This window comes from Stappia taiwanensis (assembly GCF_014635285.1).
GTDB classification, from domain to species: domain Bacteria; phylum Pseudomonadota; class Alphaproteobacteria; order Rhizobiales; family Stappiaceae; genus Stappia; species Stappia taiwanensis.
Genome location: NZ_BMCR01000004.1, coordinates 18,650 through 33,792, shown reverse-complemented (window position 1 = coordinate 33,792; position 15,143 = coordinate 18,650). Strand labels below are relative to the sequence as shown.

The following is a 15,143-nucleotide window of genomic DNA, read 5'->3' as shown; positions in this document are numbered from 1 at the left end:
GTTCCCTCAGGGCGCCTTCACATAGATCATCTGTCGGACGTCGATGTTTCCGGAGCGAAAGCCCGCTTCGCAATAGTGGAAGTAGAACTCCCAGAGCCGCTTGAACCGCTCATCGAAGCCGAGCGGGCGGATGCGCGGCCAGGCATCGCGGAAACGCTGGCGCCAGACCTCCAGCGTGCGGGCATAGTCATGGCCGAAGATCTTCTGCGCCGCCAGTTCCAGACCGGTGTGGTTGCCCAGCGCCGCCAGCGCTCCGGGGGGCGGCAGCATGCCGCCGGGAAAGACGTGCCGCTGGATGAAGTCCGGCGTCTTGCGGTAGTCCTCGAAGAACCGGTCCTGAATGGTGATGATCTGCAGACCGGCTCGGCCACCCGCCTTCAGGCAGGTGGACAATTGCCGGAAATAGGTCTGCCAGTAGCTTTCGCCGACCGCCTCGAACATCTCGATGGACGCGATCCGGTCGTATTGCCTTGTCTCGTCGCGATAGTCCTGGAGCTTGATCTCGACCTTTTCCGCCAGGCCGTTGTCCTGCATCCGCTGGCAGGCAAAGTCGTATTGTTCGCGCGAGATGGTCAGCGCGGTCACCCGTGCGCCGACCTCGCGGGCGACATATTCGGCGAACCCGCCCCAGCCACAGCCGATTTCCAGCACATGATGATTGGGGCGAATGTCCGTTTCAGCCACCAGCGAATGGTATTTGCGCCGCTGCGCCTGTTCCAGATCGTTGATGCCGCCCTCGAACAGGGCGGAGGAATAGGTCATCGAGGGGTCGAGCCATTCCCGGTAGAAATCATTGCCCAGATCGTAGTGGGAGGAGATGTTGCGCCGCGAGCCGGAACGGGTGTTGCGGTTGAGCCAGTGCCGCAGGCGGATCATCATCCGATAGACCCGGGTGCCGCGCAGAAGATCGGCGGTCGCATCCCGGTTGATGCAGAACAGCTCCAGGAAGGTGGTGACGTCGGTGCTGGTCCACTCGCCGGCCATATAGGCTTCGCCGACGCCGACATCGGCACCGCTGATCAGGCGCCGGGCAAACCGCCAGGAATGAATGGTGACATCCGCCGCCGGGCCCGGCTCGGCGCCGCGCACCAGATAGCGCCGGCCCTCCGGCGTCGTGATGTCGAGCGAGCCGTGACGCAGGCCCATGGCAACCCGCAGGCTGAGCTTGCCCAGCCGGGGCAGGCCGGCGAGGGCCTGCCGGGCATTGTCGGGAGTGAGGAGCATTGCAGACGACATGGAGCACACCTCGTCAGACCGCCGGGGCCGGCCTAGCGACCCTCAGGAGATGACACATGGCGATGCACGTCGGCTCGCGGGCGTTTCGCCGGCGAATGAAACGGCGCGCCTTTCAACCAGAGCTTCATGGCTTCCCAATGGATGCCGCCTGTTACTTTGAGTGTCATCAGCGGAATTTTCAAGCAAAGTGACAGGATGGTACGGCTGCAAAGCTCTTGTCGGGCCCCGGAAAAGGCCGCCGCCAGTGCCGGACCATGCGCATCGCTTTGCAAAATGCGCAGCCGCACGGCCGTGCCCGGCGGGAGCACGTGAAAGTTGTAACGGTGTTTCATGTCGAGGAAGGGCGAGACGTAGAAAGTCTTGCGTCGCTGCTGGCGGACCCCTTCCGGGCCCGTCTGCCCGGCCCGCACAGGCTCCACATAGCTGTGCATCTCGCCGAAGGTGTTGCGCACCTCGTAGATCAGCGCGGCAAGTGCACCGTCCCGGTCATAGGCGAAATAGACCGATAGCGGGTTGAAGACATAGCCGGCAATGCGCGGATAACACAGAAGCAGCACTCGCTCCGCTCGCTCCGTCAGCCCATGGGCGGCCAGCAGTCGGTCCACATGGGGCCGCAGCGGCGATCCATCGCGGGGGCCATGGTCCCGGGCGTGAAAACTCATCAGATTGCTGCGGCCAACGGAAAAAAGCTGCGACAGCCGGTCCGCTTCGTCGAGCCGGTCGAGGTCGATCAGCAGAGTGAACACCCGGTAGGCGAACCGGTGCGGCACCGCCCCCAGCCGGGCATGGAACACCTGTCCGGGATAGAGCGTTGCGGCAGCCATCGGCGGCGGCCCATTGGCCGCGCGGGTGGTGGCGGGCCTGTCGCGCGTTCGGGTGCGGGTCATTCCGCCGCCTCTGCCGTGCGGGCGATGCCCTCCTCGGTGATCCGCCAGGGGATCTCGCCGCCGAGCGCATCGGCCACCGACAGGCCGGCCTTCAGCCCGTCCTCATGGAAACCGAGGCCGCACCAGGCACCGCAGAACCAGGTGTTGCGGGCACCCTGGATGCGATCAAGCGCGCCTTGCGCTGCGATGGCCTCCTTGTCGAACTGCGGATGATCGAAGGTGTAGCTGCCGAAGGTGAGCGCTTCGCGGGGGCGCTCCAGCGGGTTGAGCGTGACGAACACCGGCTTGTCCTGCGGCAGGTTCTGCAGCCGGTTCATCCAGTAGCTCACCGAGGCATCGCGGTAGGCGGCGCCCGGATCGCTGGAGGCGAGATAGTTCCATGAGGCCCAGACCTTGCGGCGCCTGGGCATCAGCTCCGGGTCGCGGTGCAGATACACCCGGTTGGGCCGGTAGCGGATCGCGCCGAGGATCTCGCGCTCCGCCGGGCTGGCATCGGCCAGCATGGCAAGGCTCTGGTCGGTATGGGCGGCGAGGATCACATGATCGAAGACATCCTCATGGCCGCGCTCGTCGGTGACATGCACCTTGCCGCCGGACCTGCGGATCTGCCGAACCGGGGTGGCAAGGCGCATGCGATCCTTCAGCGGTGAGATCAGCCGCTCCACGTAAGCGCGGCTGCCGCCGGAGACAGTGCGCCAGACGGGCCGGTCGGTGTTCACCAGCCGGTGGTTCTCGAAGAAGGCGACGAAATTCTCCGCCGGAAAGGACAGGATGTCGGCAGGCGGGCTCGACCAGATCGCCGAGCCCATCGGCAGCAGATAGTCGCTGGCGAAGCTGCGCGAGAAGCCGCGACGGTCGAGATAGTCGCGCAAGGTGAGATTGCCGAGACCGCCGGCCCCGCGATCGGCGACCGCCTGCTTGTTGAAGCGCAGGATCTCGCGCAGCATCCACAAAAAGCGGGGCGAGGCCACGTTGCGCCGCTGGCCGAAGATCGTGTCGAGACTGACGCCCGACCACTCCAGCACGCCCCGGTCGAGGGAAAAGGAAAAGCTCATGTTGCTGGCCTGGGTGCGCACGCCGAGATGGTCGAACAGCGCCGTCAGGTTCGGATAGTTCAACTCGTTGTAGACAATGAACCCGGTGTCCACCGAAAGCGGAGTGCCGCCATGGTCGATATCGACCGTGGCGCTGTGACCTCCCGCCCGGGCGCGCTTTTCGTAAAGCACCACCTCATGGCGTCCGCTCAGCGCCCAGGCGGCGCTGTTGCCGGCAATTCCCGATCCGATGACGGCGATGCGCATGTCGTGTCCTGTCCTGTCCTTCGTTCTTTCTTCTGCGGTTAGGCAGCGCTCTTGAGGGTCTCGAATGCATCGAGTGCCCGCTGGCGCGCCTTGGCATGCTCGACAATGGGAAGGGGGTAGGTGTCGCCCAGCCGAATCCCGGCCTCGGCGAGCACTTCGGACGGTGCCTCGTGGGGGCGGAACAGGTAGCGGTCCGGCAGCTTGGCAAGTTCCGGAAGCCACTGCCGGGTGTAGGCGCCATCGCCATCGAAGCGCTCGCCCTGGGCCGTGGGATTGAAGATGCGGAAATAGGGCGCGGCATCGGCGCCCGAGCCGGCGACCCATTGCCAGCTCGCTGTGTTGCTGGCCGGGTCGGCATCGACCAGCGTGTCCCAGAACCAGGCTTCACCCAGACGCCAGTCGAGCAGCAGGTGCTTGACCAGAAACGAGGCGGCGACCATCCGCACCCGGTTGTGCAAGGTACCGGTCTGCCAGAGCTGGCGCATGCCGGCATCCACCAGCGGGTAGCCGGTGCGCCCGCGCTGCCACGCCTTGAGCCCGGCCGGGTCTTCCCGCCAGGGGAAGGCGTCGAAGCGCCGCTGAAAGTTGCGCGTCGCCAGATCGGGGAAATGAAACAGCAGGTGATAGGAGAACTCGCGCCAGCCCAGTTCCGCCTGGAACTTCGTCAGCGCCTCGCCCTCGATGCCGGCGGCGCACACCTCATGCCAGATGCGGCGCGGCGAAATCTCGCCAAAGCGCAGATGCGGCGACAGCATCGAGGTGCCGTTGCGGCCCGGCTGATCGCGATTGTCGGCATAGCCGGCAAGCCGTTCGCCGATGAAGCGGGAAAGCGCCTGGCGTGCGGAGGCTTCGCCCGGCTGCCAGGTGTCGCGCAAGCCCCCCGACCAGTCCGGGCGGGTCGGCAGCAGGTCCCAATCCTCCAGCCGGTCGGAGGCCGGCGGGGCCGGGTGGCCGATGGCTTTGGTCGGGGCGTTGAGAGGGTGCGGCGGCGCGCCGGCTGCTTGCGCGGCGCGCCAGAACGGCGTGAAGACCTTGAACGGTCCGCCGCTGCCGCTGCGCACCCGCCAGGGTTCGATCAGGAGCGCGCCGTTGAAGCTCTCGCAGGCGATATCCCGGGCACGAAGGCTGGCCTTCAGATCGCTGTCGGCGGCAATGCCCGGCGCATCGTAGCGGCGGTTCCAGAAGATCGCGCCCGCACCGAATTCCTTCGCCAGATCGCGCAGCACATCGGCCTCTGGCCCCCGGCGCAGCACGAGCGGTATGCCAAGCTCCGCGAGGGACTCTTTCAGGGACGCGAGTGAATGATGCAGCCACCAGCGCGACGCGCCGCCGGGCATGCGCCGCCCATCCGTGCCGCTGTCCTCGACATGAACGGCCAGGATCGGCCGTCCGCTCTCCACCGCCGCCGTGAGGGCGGGGTTGTCGTCAAGGCGCAGGTCGTTGCGGAACCAGAGCAGGGCAGGGGCGGTGGTGGCGTTGTCCATCATCGTCCTCAAATGATTGGCTGTTGCGGTCTTGATCGTCTACGCGCGGATCGAGCGGCTGGATCATCGCCCACAGCATCATGCGCCGACAAAAGGCCAGCCACGAAGGTGCAGGATGCGGGAAGGCTCAGCAAGGCGGCTTGCGAGATGATGAAGGAGGAGCCGGCAATTGACGCAGGACCGGGCAAGACGCGGACGACCGCGGGCAGGCGCACGGGACCGCAAAAAAAGGCTGCGGGCCGGCTGGGTCCGCAGCACGAAGGAGGAGGCTCGAAAAGACGAGGGCGGTGGTCAGGCCCGGAACGGCTGGGTAATCCAGGCCCAGGCGACCATCACGCTGTCGCGGGCAGCGCTAAGGCTGGCAACGATCCGCTCCCAGACCATCTCGCCGAAGGCTGCGATCTTCATCATCGCCGTCGGCTCGCGCTGCGGCTGAACGTCTTCACGCGGGGTCTGTTCGATGAACTCGATGGCGGTCTTCAGGGACGGATCGTCCACCACCCGGCGGGTGACCACGAGACGCGCGTCCGGAGCGACCCGCGACTGGTCCGTCTTGGCGACGTGAACCGTCTCGTTGTCCGGATCCGTCAGGGCGCGCACGACAACCGCGCGACCGTCCGGCAAAAGATGGGTCTCGTTATGCGCGACTTCGCTGTCGTAGATGACTTCGCCATGATCGTCGATCAACTCGACCCAGACCGTCTTGCGGCCATTGATCTCCACTTCGCCGACCCAGATGGCGTAGTCGCCGGCGTCGCCGGTATCGGACCCGGCGCCAAATCCCGATGGGGTGCCAAGGGTTACGGACAGGCGATCCTCCGGCAAAACGAAGGTCTCGCGATCGCCCTTGCTCGCTCTCGCTTCCTTGGTCACTTCGGCCGCAATGCCGGTGCTGGCGAAGACCAACGCGGTCAAGCCAACAGCCAGGGCCGTGCCAACTGCACGTGATGCAATACCAAACATTCGTCGCCTCCCAAGGCATTGCGATTCCAGCTCTTTGGCCAGTAATCGCCAGAATGTCGAAACAATTAATATCTGGTGACGTTGATGCCGTCATTCTAGAAGTTTCGTCGATTATGCTCCCTCAAACATCCTGACGGAACCGTAATTTGAATCACAAAAATCGGAATAAAATGTTGGTGAATTCTTCATGTGGGGGTGTTTTTGAGGGGTAACGTCTTGATCGCTTGGGTGTTTTGATGGTGGCGAAAATGTGGCGAGGCTGCGGCAAAAACATGCGCCGAACGCTCTCACTTTTTTGTGATGAAGAGTGATTTCGATTGCGTGCGGTATTTTTTCAACGCCACCCAAAGGCGAGAATTCCGCAGAAATTCACGCCGTAAGCACCGCGCGCCGCGGTCCTTTGAACGGGGCGGCGCGCGGGCGGGTGCCGCCTACCAGTCGACGCCTTCGTCGGCGAAGAACGGATAGGGGCCGGGGAAGGGCTCGACAAAGGCCAGATGGCTGATGACGCCCGACTGCTCCGTGAAACGGTGCAGGAAATAGCCCGGCGGTTCCATGATGAAATGGGCCGGCGCGTCGTCGCCGAATGCGAGCGCGACCTGATGGCCGGTGCTCGGCGCCAGCGTCATCACCCGGCCGCCGACCTCGGCAATGATCGTCCGGTGCACATGGCCGCACAGGATCCGCGCCACATGCGGGTGGCGGGCGACAACCTCGGCGAACGCCTCGCCGTCTTGCAGGCCGATTTGGTCCATGTGCTCGATGCCCAGGCTCTTGGGCGGATGATGCACCGCGACCAGGGTCGGGGTGGTGTCCGCGCCAAGGGTCCGGTCGAGCCAGTCAAGCTGATCGGGCCCCAACTCGCCATGGGCGGCACCCGGCACGGAACTGTCGAGGGCGATCAGCCGCACGTCGCCGACCGTCACCGCATAGTGCATCTTGTCCGCCGTGCCCTCGCCGATGGGGCCGACGCCGGTGAGCCGCTCGCGCATCATCGCGGTGGAATCATGGTTGCCCGGAAGCACGTAGACCGGCGCCTTGAGACTGGCGAGCAGGCGCTGCACTCCGGCGTATTCGCGCGCATCGGGCATGTCCGCCAGATCGCCGGTGACGATAATCGCATCCGGCTGCGGATCGAGCCGGTTGAGCGCGGACATCGCCCGCTCGGCCAGCATGTTGGTCTCGCTGACCCGGTAGCAGGCCAGCCCCCGAGGCCGGATGTGCAAATCGCTGATCTGGGCGATGACGGTCATTCACGCTCTCCATTGACGAAAGGCTGTCTCCCGCAACCGTCTAGAGCATGATCCGCCCTGGCGGGCAATCGCCTTCGCCCGCAGGCAACGCGCGGCTGGGTAAACGGCCAAGCTCGCGACAGAGAAACGGCTTGCAGAGGTTTCCCTTTGCGCCGGGCTCATGTAGGAAGCGCGCGGGGGGCGAAGGCCCCAACGGTCGGAGCAACGGTCGGACGATGAACGAACAAGTGGCACGGCGGCAGCCGGGGAATTTCGACAATGCGCGTGCGCCCTGGCTGCGCCTTCTCGGACATCGCGGTCTCGCGCCGCTGATTCTGGTGGTGCTGTCGCTGGCGCTGTTCGCGCCCGGGCTGATGCAGGTGCCGCCGCTCGACCGGGATGAGCCGCGCTTTGCCCAGGCCAGCAAGCAGATGGTCGAAAGCCGCGATTTCATCGACATCCGCTTTCAGGACGAAGCCCGGCACAAGAAACCCATCGGCATCTACTGGCTGCAGGCGGCAGCCGTCGAGGCAAGCGGCCTGGGCGCCGATGCGCCGATCTGGGTCTACCGGTTGCCCTCGTTGCTGGGGGCCATGCTCTCGGTGCTGCTGACCTACTGGGTCGCCCGGGCGTTCACCGGCCCGCGCGCCGCCTTCGTCGCCGGCATGCTCGTCGCCTCGGCGCTGCTTCTGGGGGTCGAGGCGCGGCTGGCCAAGACCGATGCGGTGCTGCTCGCCACCATTCTCGCCGGACAGGGCGCGCTCGCCCGGATCTGGCTCGACCGCGCCGAACGCCGCCATCCGCTGATGGCCGCGCTGTTCTGGGTCGCGCTCGCCGTTGCTGTTCTGGTCAAGGGACCGGTGGCGCCGATGGTACTGGGCCTGACCATAGCCGCACTATGTGCCGTCAAGCGTGAGGCCGGCTGGCTGAAGGCGCTCTACCCGGCGCGGGGGCTTGCCGCCTTCGTGCTGATCGTCGCGCCGTGGTTCGTTGCCATCTACCTTCAGACCGAAGGGGCCTTTTTCGCCGAGGCGGTGGGCAAGGATCTCCTGGGCAAGGTGGCGACCGGGCAGGAAAGCCATGGCGCGCCGCCGCTTACCCATCTGGCCGCCGCGCTTGCCAGCTTCTGGCCATTGCCGGCGTTTCTGCTCCTGGCGCTGCCGGGCGTGCTGCGCTCCTGGCGCACGCCGATGACCCTGTTTCTGCTCGCGTGGGTGCTGCCGACCTGGGTGATCTTCGAACTGACCGCCACCAAGCTGCCGCATTACACCATGCCGCTGCTGCCGGCGCTGGCGATCCTCGCCGCGGGCCTGCTGGCCGAAGCCGAGGCCGCCCCGGGCCGCGCCTGGCGTTGGGGTGCGGCTGCGCTCTTTACCCTGCCGCTGGTGGGTGTCGCGCTCGCCAATGTGGTGGCGCCAATCTACCTCGGCACATGGCCGTCGCCTCCAGGAGCAATCCTCGCCGCCCTGGCGCTGATCCCGGGGCTTGCCGCCGCCCATCGTCTCTACGCCGGAGCGGCGGTGTCGGCCCTGCCGGGAGCCATGGCCGGGGCCTTCCTGATGATCGTCGCCACCTGGGGCTTCACCATGCCGGCCCTGTCGCCGATCTGGATCAGCCCACGGCTGGCGGAAGCCGCCGACCGGGTCGCGGCCTGTCCCAACCCGCAGGTGGCCAGCGCCGGGTTCAACGAGCCGAGCTACGTGTTCCTGCAGGGAACGGACACCCTGCTGACCACGGCGGAAGCCGCCGCCGCCCATCTTCTGGAGGCTCCGGCCGGGGCCTGCCGCGTCGCAGTGGTGGAAAGTCACGGCGAAGAGCGCTTCCTGGAGGCGCTGAAGGAGGGCGGTGCGCCGCAGGAGGTCAGCACGGACCGGGTGCGCGGCCTCAACATCAACGGCGGCAAGACGCTGGATATCGGTGTTTACCGGGTGAGCCCGCCTGCCGCTCCTTCGCTTCCGGCCAGCCCGGCTGCCACCGCGCCCGGGGCGGATGGGCTGAGCCCCTCAGAGCCCGCCCCTGCCACAACGCAAGAGACACCGCCGAATTCACCGAACGTGACGGAGCCTGCGAATGACTAGCCTGCCGACCTCGGGCCCCGAAACCGCCCCTGACGGGCAAACCCACGGCCTGCGCAGGCTGTTCGACCGGGCATGGGCCAACGCCCTGGAGCTCCGACAGCTTGTCCGTGGCCGCGCCCGGCGGGTTGCCGCCGAGCCGGCGCCCCTGCCGCCCGGGCACCGGCCGCAGGATGTGCTGGCGATCCTGCTTCTGACCGTCGGCATCGCCGTGATCATCCTCGATATTCCGACCTACCCCTGGCTGCGCTCGTTGCCGCCGGAGTATCGCAACGCCTTCGCCGCCATTACCGACATCGGCAAGGGGCACTGGATCCTGTGGACCACCGGGATCTTCTGCCTGGCGAGCCTGGCTCTGGACTGGCAGCGAATGACCTGGCGGGTGCGGATGGTGATGACCACGATCTGGACCTATTGCGCCTATATCTTCGCCGTCGTCAGCGCCAGCGGGATCATCGTGCTGGTGCTGAAATGGAGCCTTGGCCGGGCCCGGCCGAAACTCTATCAGGAGGTCGGGCCGGTGCATTTCGACTTTTTCGCGCTGAACGGCGCGTACACCAGCTTCCCCTCCGGGCATTCGACCACGATTGCCGCGCTGGCGGCCTCGCTGGCGCTGATCTTCCCCAGCTACCGCTGGCTGATCATCGTCTGCGGCTTCTGGATCGCCTTCAGCCGGATCATGGTCGGTGCTCACTATCCGAGCGACGTGATCGCCGGGACGCTGCTGGGCGTCAGTGTCGCCGTTGTCGGCGCGCGCTGGATGGCGCATCGGCGGATCGGCTTCGTGTTGTCGGAGGCGGGGGCGCTGCGCCCGCAAATCGGCGGCGCCACGGCGCGCCGGTCCATCATTGCCCTGTGGCATGTGCTGACCGGCAAGCGCAGCTTTTACAAAACCGGAACGGAACACGGCACCGCCGGTCCGTCCGCGCAGGATACATGACAGACACAATGACACAGACACCGACTGACAGCGCATCGGGGGCGCGGACCGCGTCATCGCCCGCAATGCCCGATCCGGAGGTTTCGGTGATCGTCCCGGCCAAGGACGAACGGGATAACCTGCCGGAACTGCTCGACGAGATCGAGGCGGCGCTCGCCGGGCGCAGCTTCGAGATCATCGTCATCGACGACGGGTCGAGCGATGGCAGCGACGAGATGCTGCGGGCACGGGCGTTGGAACGCCCGGTGCTGCGCGCTTTCCGGCACGCCCGCTCCAGCGGTCAGAGCTGCTCGGTGCGCACGGGCCTCAGCCATGCACGCGGCGCCATCGTCGTCACCATCGACGGCGACGGCGAGAACGATCCGGCCTATATCCCGGCACTGCTGGAAGCCCTGGAAGGGGCGGGTGAGGGCGTTGGCCTGGCCGCCGGCCAGCGGGTGGGGCGCAAGGCCAGCGGGCCGAAGCGGATCGCCTCGCGCTTTGCCAATGGCCTGCGCGGTTGGCTGCTGGCCGACCAGACCCGGGATTCAGGCTGCGGGCTGAAGGCGCTGCGCCGCCATGTGTTCCAGGCACTGCCCTATTTCGATAGCTGGCACCGGTTCCTTCCGGCGCTGGTGCTGCGCGAGGGCTATGGCGTGGTGCATGTGGACATCGTCGACCGGCATCGCCGCCACGGTCAGTCGAAATACGGCATCTTCGACCGGGCGCTGGTCGGCATTCTCGATCTGTACGGTGTGTGGTGGCTGCGCCGTCGCCGGCGTGTCATTCCCGAGGTTTCCACCATTGCCGGCGGGGCAAACCCGGCGCCGAAGGAGTAGACCATGCTGCAAGATCTGTTGGCCTGGCTGCACCTGGTGTTCATCGAGCGCTTCGATGGCTGGGTGATCCTCGGTCTGATCGCCCAGGCGATGTTCATGATGCGCTTCGTGGTGCAGTGGATCGCCTCGGAGCGGGTGGGGAAGTCGATCGTGCCGGTCGCCTTCTGGTTCTTTTCCATCGGCGGCGGCGTCCTGCTGCTGATCTATTCGATCCGCCAGCAGGACCCGGTGTTCATCGCCGGCCAGGGGCTCGGCCTGATCATCTATTTCCGCAATCTGTGGCTGATCTTCCGCGAAAAGCGGCAGGATCCGAGCCTTTGACGCGGTCGCGGCGCCGGGAAAGCCCGGCGCCGCCTTCGGTGTTTTTGCCCTAGCCGCCCATGGCGGCAAAGCCTGCCTCAAGATCGGTCTGGATATCCGCCACATCCTCAAGGCCGATGTGCAGCCGGATGCTCGGGCCGCCCTCGGGCAGCGGCGTCGCGCTGCGCGCGCCCTTCAACCGAACGGGAATCGCGAGGCTCTCGAACCCGCCCCAGGAATAGCCCAGCCCAAAGAGGGTCAGCGCGTCGAGGAAGGCGCGGGCGGCCTGGTCGCTGGTGCCCTCGACAAAATCGAAGGCGAAGAGCCCGGAGGCGCCGGTAAAGTCGCGGCGCCACAGCTCGTGGCCGGGTTCGCCGGCAAGGGCCGGATAGCGCACCCGCGCCACCTCTGGCCGCTGCTGCAGCCAGCTTGCCACCGTCAGGGCGCTCTCCATGTGCCGGTCGAGCCGGACCTTCATGGTGCGCAATCCGCGCAGGCCAAGGAAGACGTCGTCCGGAGCCACATGCATGCCGAGCGCACCGTGGGTTTCGTTCAGCCGGTCCCAGGCGCGCGGGCCGGCAGCGACCGTGCCGAGCATCGCGTCGGAATGGCCGACGATGTATTTCGTGCCAGCCTGGATCGACAGATCGACCCCATGGTCCAGCGGGCGGAAGAAGCAGGGGGTGGCCCAGGTGTTGTCCATCAAGACGAAGGCGTCGATCGTTCGCGCGGCGGCGACAATCGCGGGAATGTCCTGCATTTCGAAGGTGAGCGAGCCCGGCGCCTCGGTCATGATCGCCCGCGTGTTCGGACGGAACAGGGCCGAGATCCCCGCGCCGATGGTCGGGTCGAAATAGTCGACCTCGATGCCGAGGCGGCGTAGCGTCGTCTCGCACAGATGCCGGGTCGGCGCATAGGCGCTGTCGGTGACGAGCAGGTGATCGCCGGCGGACAGGCAGGACAACAGCGCCACCGAAATGGCGTTCAGCCCGGAGGAGGCGAGCTTGACGCCGGTCGCGCCCTCCAGCTCGCACAAGGCGTCTTCCAGGGAATCCGTCGTCGGGTTTCCGCGCCGGGCATAGTGATACTTCTGTTTTCCCGTAATCATCGTTTCGGTATCGGGGAAAAGTACCGTAGAGGCATGAACGACCGGGGGGTTGACGAATCCATCATGCGCTTCGGGAGAACGCCCCGCGTGGGCCAGGCGTGTGGAGAGACCTTGCGGGCTGTTCTTGGCAGAGGCGGACATATTCACCCTTTTGAATTGCTTTTCTGGGATTTTCAGAGTGCGAAAAAATTTTCGCAATTCCGGTGTTGCCGGGCGTCGGCCCTTGACCCTTAGCCATAAATGCCATCGAATGCATCCATGAGATGACGTAGGCGGTCTTCACGCTCCGCACAATAACAAGGGGCGGGAGACTGTCGGGAGGGGGTATTTCCATTGTCGATGATTAAGCTTCGTTGGGGAGCGCCCGTATCCTGGGTCCGTGATCTCGAAAAGAACCCATAATATTTCAAGGGCAACAGAAGGCTGTATCCATGACGAATAAAATTCTTCCGATCGTGTTCGGAGCGGCGCTTGGCGTTGCCGCGACAGCCGCGTCGGCCGCGACGCTCGACGATGTCAAGGCCAAGGGGTTTGTGCAATGTGGCTCGAACACCGGCCTCGCCGGTTTCGCCGCTCCCGATGACAAGGGCGAGTGGACCGGCATCGACGTCGATGTCTGCCGGGCGATCGCAGCCGCGATCTTCGATGACCCGAAGGCGGTCAAGTTCACCCCGCTGACCGCCAAGGAGCGCTTCACCGCACTGCAGACCGGCGAAGTCGACGTGCTGGTGCGCAACACCACCTGGACCATGAGCCGCGACACCACGCTCGGCTTGAACTTCGCCGGCGTGAACTACTACGACGGTCAGGGCTTCATGGTGCGTAAGTCGCTGGACGTGACGTCGGCGCTGGAGCTGTCCGGCGCATCGGTCTGCGTGCAGACCGGCACCACCACCGAGCTGAACCTCACCGACTATTTCAAGGCCAATGGCATGGACTACAAGCCGGTGGTGTTCGAGAAGCTGGAAGAGGTGAACGCCGCCTACGACGCGAATCGCTGCGACGTCTACACCACGGACGCCTCGGGCCTTTATTCGATCCGTCTGCAACTCACCAATCCGGGCGACCACATGGTCCTGCCGGAGATCATCTCCAAGGAGCCGCTTGGCCCGGTGGTGCGCCAGGGTGACGACCAGTGGTTCAACCTGGTGCGCTGGACCCTGTTTGCGATGATCAACGCCGAGGAAATGGGCGTGACCATGGCCAATGTCGAGGAGATGAAGGGCTCGGACAATCCGAACGTCAAGCGTTTGCTCGGTGTTGACGGCAAGTTCGGCGAGGCGATCGGCCTGTCCAACGACTGGGCGGCGCGCATCATCAAGCACGTGGGCAACTACGGCGAAGTGTTCGACCGCAACGTCGGTCCGAACACCCCGCTTGGCATCGCCCGCGGCGTGAACGCGCTGTGGTCGAAGGGCGGCCTGCAGTACGCGCCGCCGATCCGCTAAGCCGCAAGGCAAGACACTTCCTGGCGCCGGCCAAACGGTCGGCGCCAGCATAAAAAGACGGTGGCACAAGCCGCCGCGACAAGTCCGAAAACGGACGGAATAGATCGGGTCACCACATGTGATCCGGGCGAGGGGATACAGTCCGATATGAACCCTGTCAGCTCAGCCAGGAGCGAGGGTGCGGGTAATGGTGCACGGGCGTCATGGTTCTACAATCCGCAGGTTCGCGGTGCGGTGTTCCAGGTGCTGGTGGTGCTGGCCCTTCTGGGGGTGCTCGCATTCTTTGCCTATAATGCAAAGACCAATCTGGAACGCGCGGGCATCGCGTCCGGGTTGGGGTTTCTGTCCGAAAGGGCAGGTTTCGATATTTCACAGTCATTGATCGCCTATACCAATGACAGCAGCTATTTTCGGGCCTTCTGGGTCGGCCTGACCAACACGTTGCTGGTCGCTTTGATCGGCGTGTTCTTTGCCACCATCATCGGCTTTGTCGTCGGCGTCGCCCGGCTTTCCCATAACTTCGTCATTCGCCAGCTTGCCGCCGTTTATGTGGAGACGCTGCGCAACATCCCGCTCCTTTTGCAACTGCTGTTCTGGTACAAGGCCGTGCTCAGCGTGCTTCCCTCGCCGCGCAGGTCGCTGGAGCCGCTGTCCGGGGTCTATCTCAACAATCGCGGGCTGATCCTGCCGGAGGTGATCCGCGAGCCGGGTAGTTCACTGACCTTTTATGCGTTGATCGCGGCCATTGCCGTCGCCATCGGCATCTCCCGCTGGGCGCGCAAACGGCAACAGGAGACCGGGCAGCAGTTTCCCAGCTTCCTGGTTGGCCTCGGCCTGATCATCGTCCTGCCGCTGGTGACGTTCCTCGCAAGCGGCATGCCGATCCATTTCGAGTATGCGGAGCTGAAGGGCTTCAATTTCGCCGGCGGCGTTGTCGTCAATCCCGAGTTCATGGCGCTGCTGCTCGGTCTGTCGCTCTACACCGCGTCCTTCATCGCCGAAATCGTGCGTGCGGGCATTCTGGCGGTCGCGCACGGGCAGACGGAGGCGGCCTATTCGCTCGGTCTGCGGCCGCGTCGCACCTTGCAGTTGGTGATCATTCCGCAGGCGATGCGGGTGATCATTCCGCCGCTGACCAGCCAGTATCTCAATCTGATCAAGAACTCCTCGCTGGCGGTCGCCATCGGCTACCCTGATCTTGTTGCGGTGTTCGCCGGAACGGTGCTCAACCAGACCGGACAGGCGGTGGAGGTGATCATCATCACCATGCTGGTCTATCTGACCATCTCGCTGATCACCTCAAGCTTCATGAACTGGTACAATCGCCGCATGGCGCTGGTGGAGAGGTAGG

The 15,143-nt window shown here is 65.2% G+C and carries 13 protein-coding genes; 6 read left to right on the top strand and 7 right to left on the bottom strand.

The window, feature by feature from the left end; translation table 11 throughout:
• Positions 1 to 6: 6 nt before the first annotated feature.
• From IEV83_RS10945 to IEV83_RS10920, 6 genes are all read right to left on the bottom strand, one after another.
• A complete protein-coding gene (locus tag IEV83_RS10945; protein WP_181759206.1) occupies positions 7 to 1,236 on the bottom strand; it encodes an SAM-dependent methyltransferase in 1,230 nt (409 codons plus the stop codon).
• 32 nt (positions 1,237 to 1,268) lie between these two features.
• Entirely contained in the window at positions 1,269 to 2,123 is an 855-nt protein-coding gene (locus IEV83_RS10940) for a DUF1365 domain-containing protein (protein WP_181759207.1), read from the bottom strand.
• Positions 2,120 to 3,424 carry an NAD(P)/FAD-dependent oxidoreductase gene (locus IEV83_RS10935; protein ID WP_181759208.1) on the bottom strand — a complete coding sequence of 435 codons (1,305 nt, stop codon included), beginning with the start codon at positions 3,422 to 3,424 and terminating at the stop codon, positions 2,120 to 2,122. The genes IEV83_RS10940 and IEV83_RS10935 overlap by 4 nt, the downstream gene beginning before the upstream one ends.
• A gap of 38 nt (positions 3,425 to 3,462) precedes the next feature.
• Positions 3,463 to 4,911 carry a cryptochrome/photolyase family protein gene (locus IEV83_RS10930; RefSeq protein WP_308683734.1) on the bottom strand — a complete coding sequence of 483 codons (1,449 nt, stop codon included), beginning with the start codon at positions 4,909 to 4,911 and terminating at the stop codon, positions 3,463 to 3,465.
• A 288-nt stretch (positions 4,912 to 5,199) separates the two neighbouring features.
• Complete coding sequence (locus IEV83_RS10925; RefSeq protein ID WP_209003116.1) at positions 5,200 to 5,823, bottom strand: hypothetical protein; 624 nt, start codon at positions 5,821 to 5,823, stop codon at positions 5,200 to 5,202.
• Between the two features lie 479 nt (positions 5,824 to 6,302).
• Complete coding sequence (locus IEV83_RS10920) at positions 6,303 to 7,124, bottom strand: phosphodiesterase (RefSeq protein WP_181759211.1); 822 nt, start codon at positions 7,122 to 7,124, stop codon at positions 6,303 to 6,305.
• A gap of 215 nt (positions 7,125 to 7,339) precedes the next feature.
• Here IEV83_RS10920 and IEV83_RS20455 point away from each other — a divergent pair, with 215 nt between their 5' ends.
• From IEV83_RS20455 to IEV83_RS10900, 4 genes are all read left to right on the top strand, one after another.
• On the top strand, positions 7,340 to 9,181 hold the full coding sequence (locus IEV83_RS20455) for an ArnT family glycosyltransferase (RefSeq protein ID WP_181759212.1): 1,842 nt from the start codon (positions 7,340 to 7,342) through the stop codon (positions 9,179 to 9,181).
• Positions 9,174 to 10,118, top strand: coding sequence for a phosphatase PAP2 family protein (locus tag IEV83_RS10910; RefSeq protein WP_181759213.1), 945 nt, complete (start codon positions 9,174 to 9,176; stop codon positions 10,116 to 10,118). Before IEV83_RS20455 ends, IEV83_RS10910 begins: the two co-directional genes overlap by 8 nt.
• A 65-nt stretch (positions 10,119 to 10,183) precedes the next feature.
• A complete protein-coding gene (locus IEV83_RS10905; protein WP_181759256.1) occupies positions 10,184 to 10,936 on the top strand; it encodes a glycosyltransferase family 2 protein in 753 nt (250 codons plus the stop codon).
• Positions 10,937 to 10,939: 3 nt separating this feature from the next.
• Positions 10,940 to 11,257 (top strand): lipid-A-disaccharide synthase N-terminal domain-containing protein, encoded by a 318-nt coding sequence (locus IEV83_RS10900; protein ID WP_181759214.1) that lies wholly within the window; start codon positions 10,940 to 10,942, stop codon positions 11,255 to 11,257.
• Positions 11,258 to 11,306: 49 nt separating this feature from the next.
• On the opposite strand, the gene metC is transcribed toward IEV83_RS10900, so the two are convergent.
• Positions 11,307 to 12,485, bottom strand: a complete 1,179-nt coding sequence (gene metC, locus IEV83_RS10895; protein ID WP_181759215.1) for a cystathionine beta-lyase — start codon at positions 12,483 to 12,485, stop codon at positions 11,307 to 11,309.
• A gap of 290 nt (positions 12,486 to 12,775) precedes the next feature.
• Here metC and IEV83_RS10890 point away from each other — a divergent pair, with 290 nt between their 5' ends.
• Together IEV83_RS10890 and IEV83_RS10885 are read left to right on the top strand one after the other, a co-directional pair.
• On the top strand, positions 12,776 to 13,792 hold the full coding sequence (locus tag IEV83_RS10890; RefSeq protein ID WP_181759216.1) for an amino acid ABC transporter substrate-binding protein: 1,017 nt from the start codon (positions 12,776 to 12,778) through the stop codon (positions 13,790 to 13,792).
• A gap of 147 nt (positions 13,793 to 13,939) precedes the next feature.
• Positions 13,940 to 15,142, top strand: a complete 1,203-nt coding sequence (locus IEV83_RS10885) for an amino acid ABC transporter permease (protein WP_181759217.1) — start codon at positions 13,940 to 13,942, stop codon at positions 15,140 to 15,142.
• The last annotated feature ends 1 nt before the right edge of the window (position 15,143 follow it).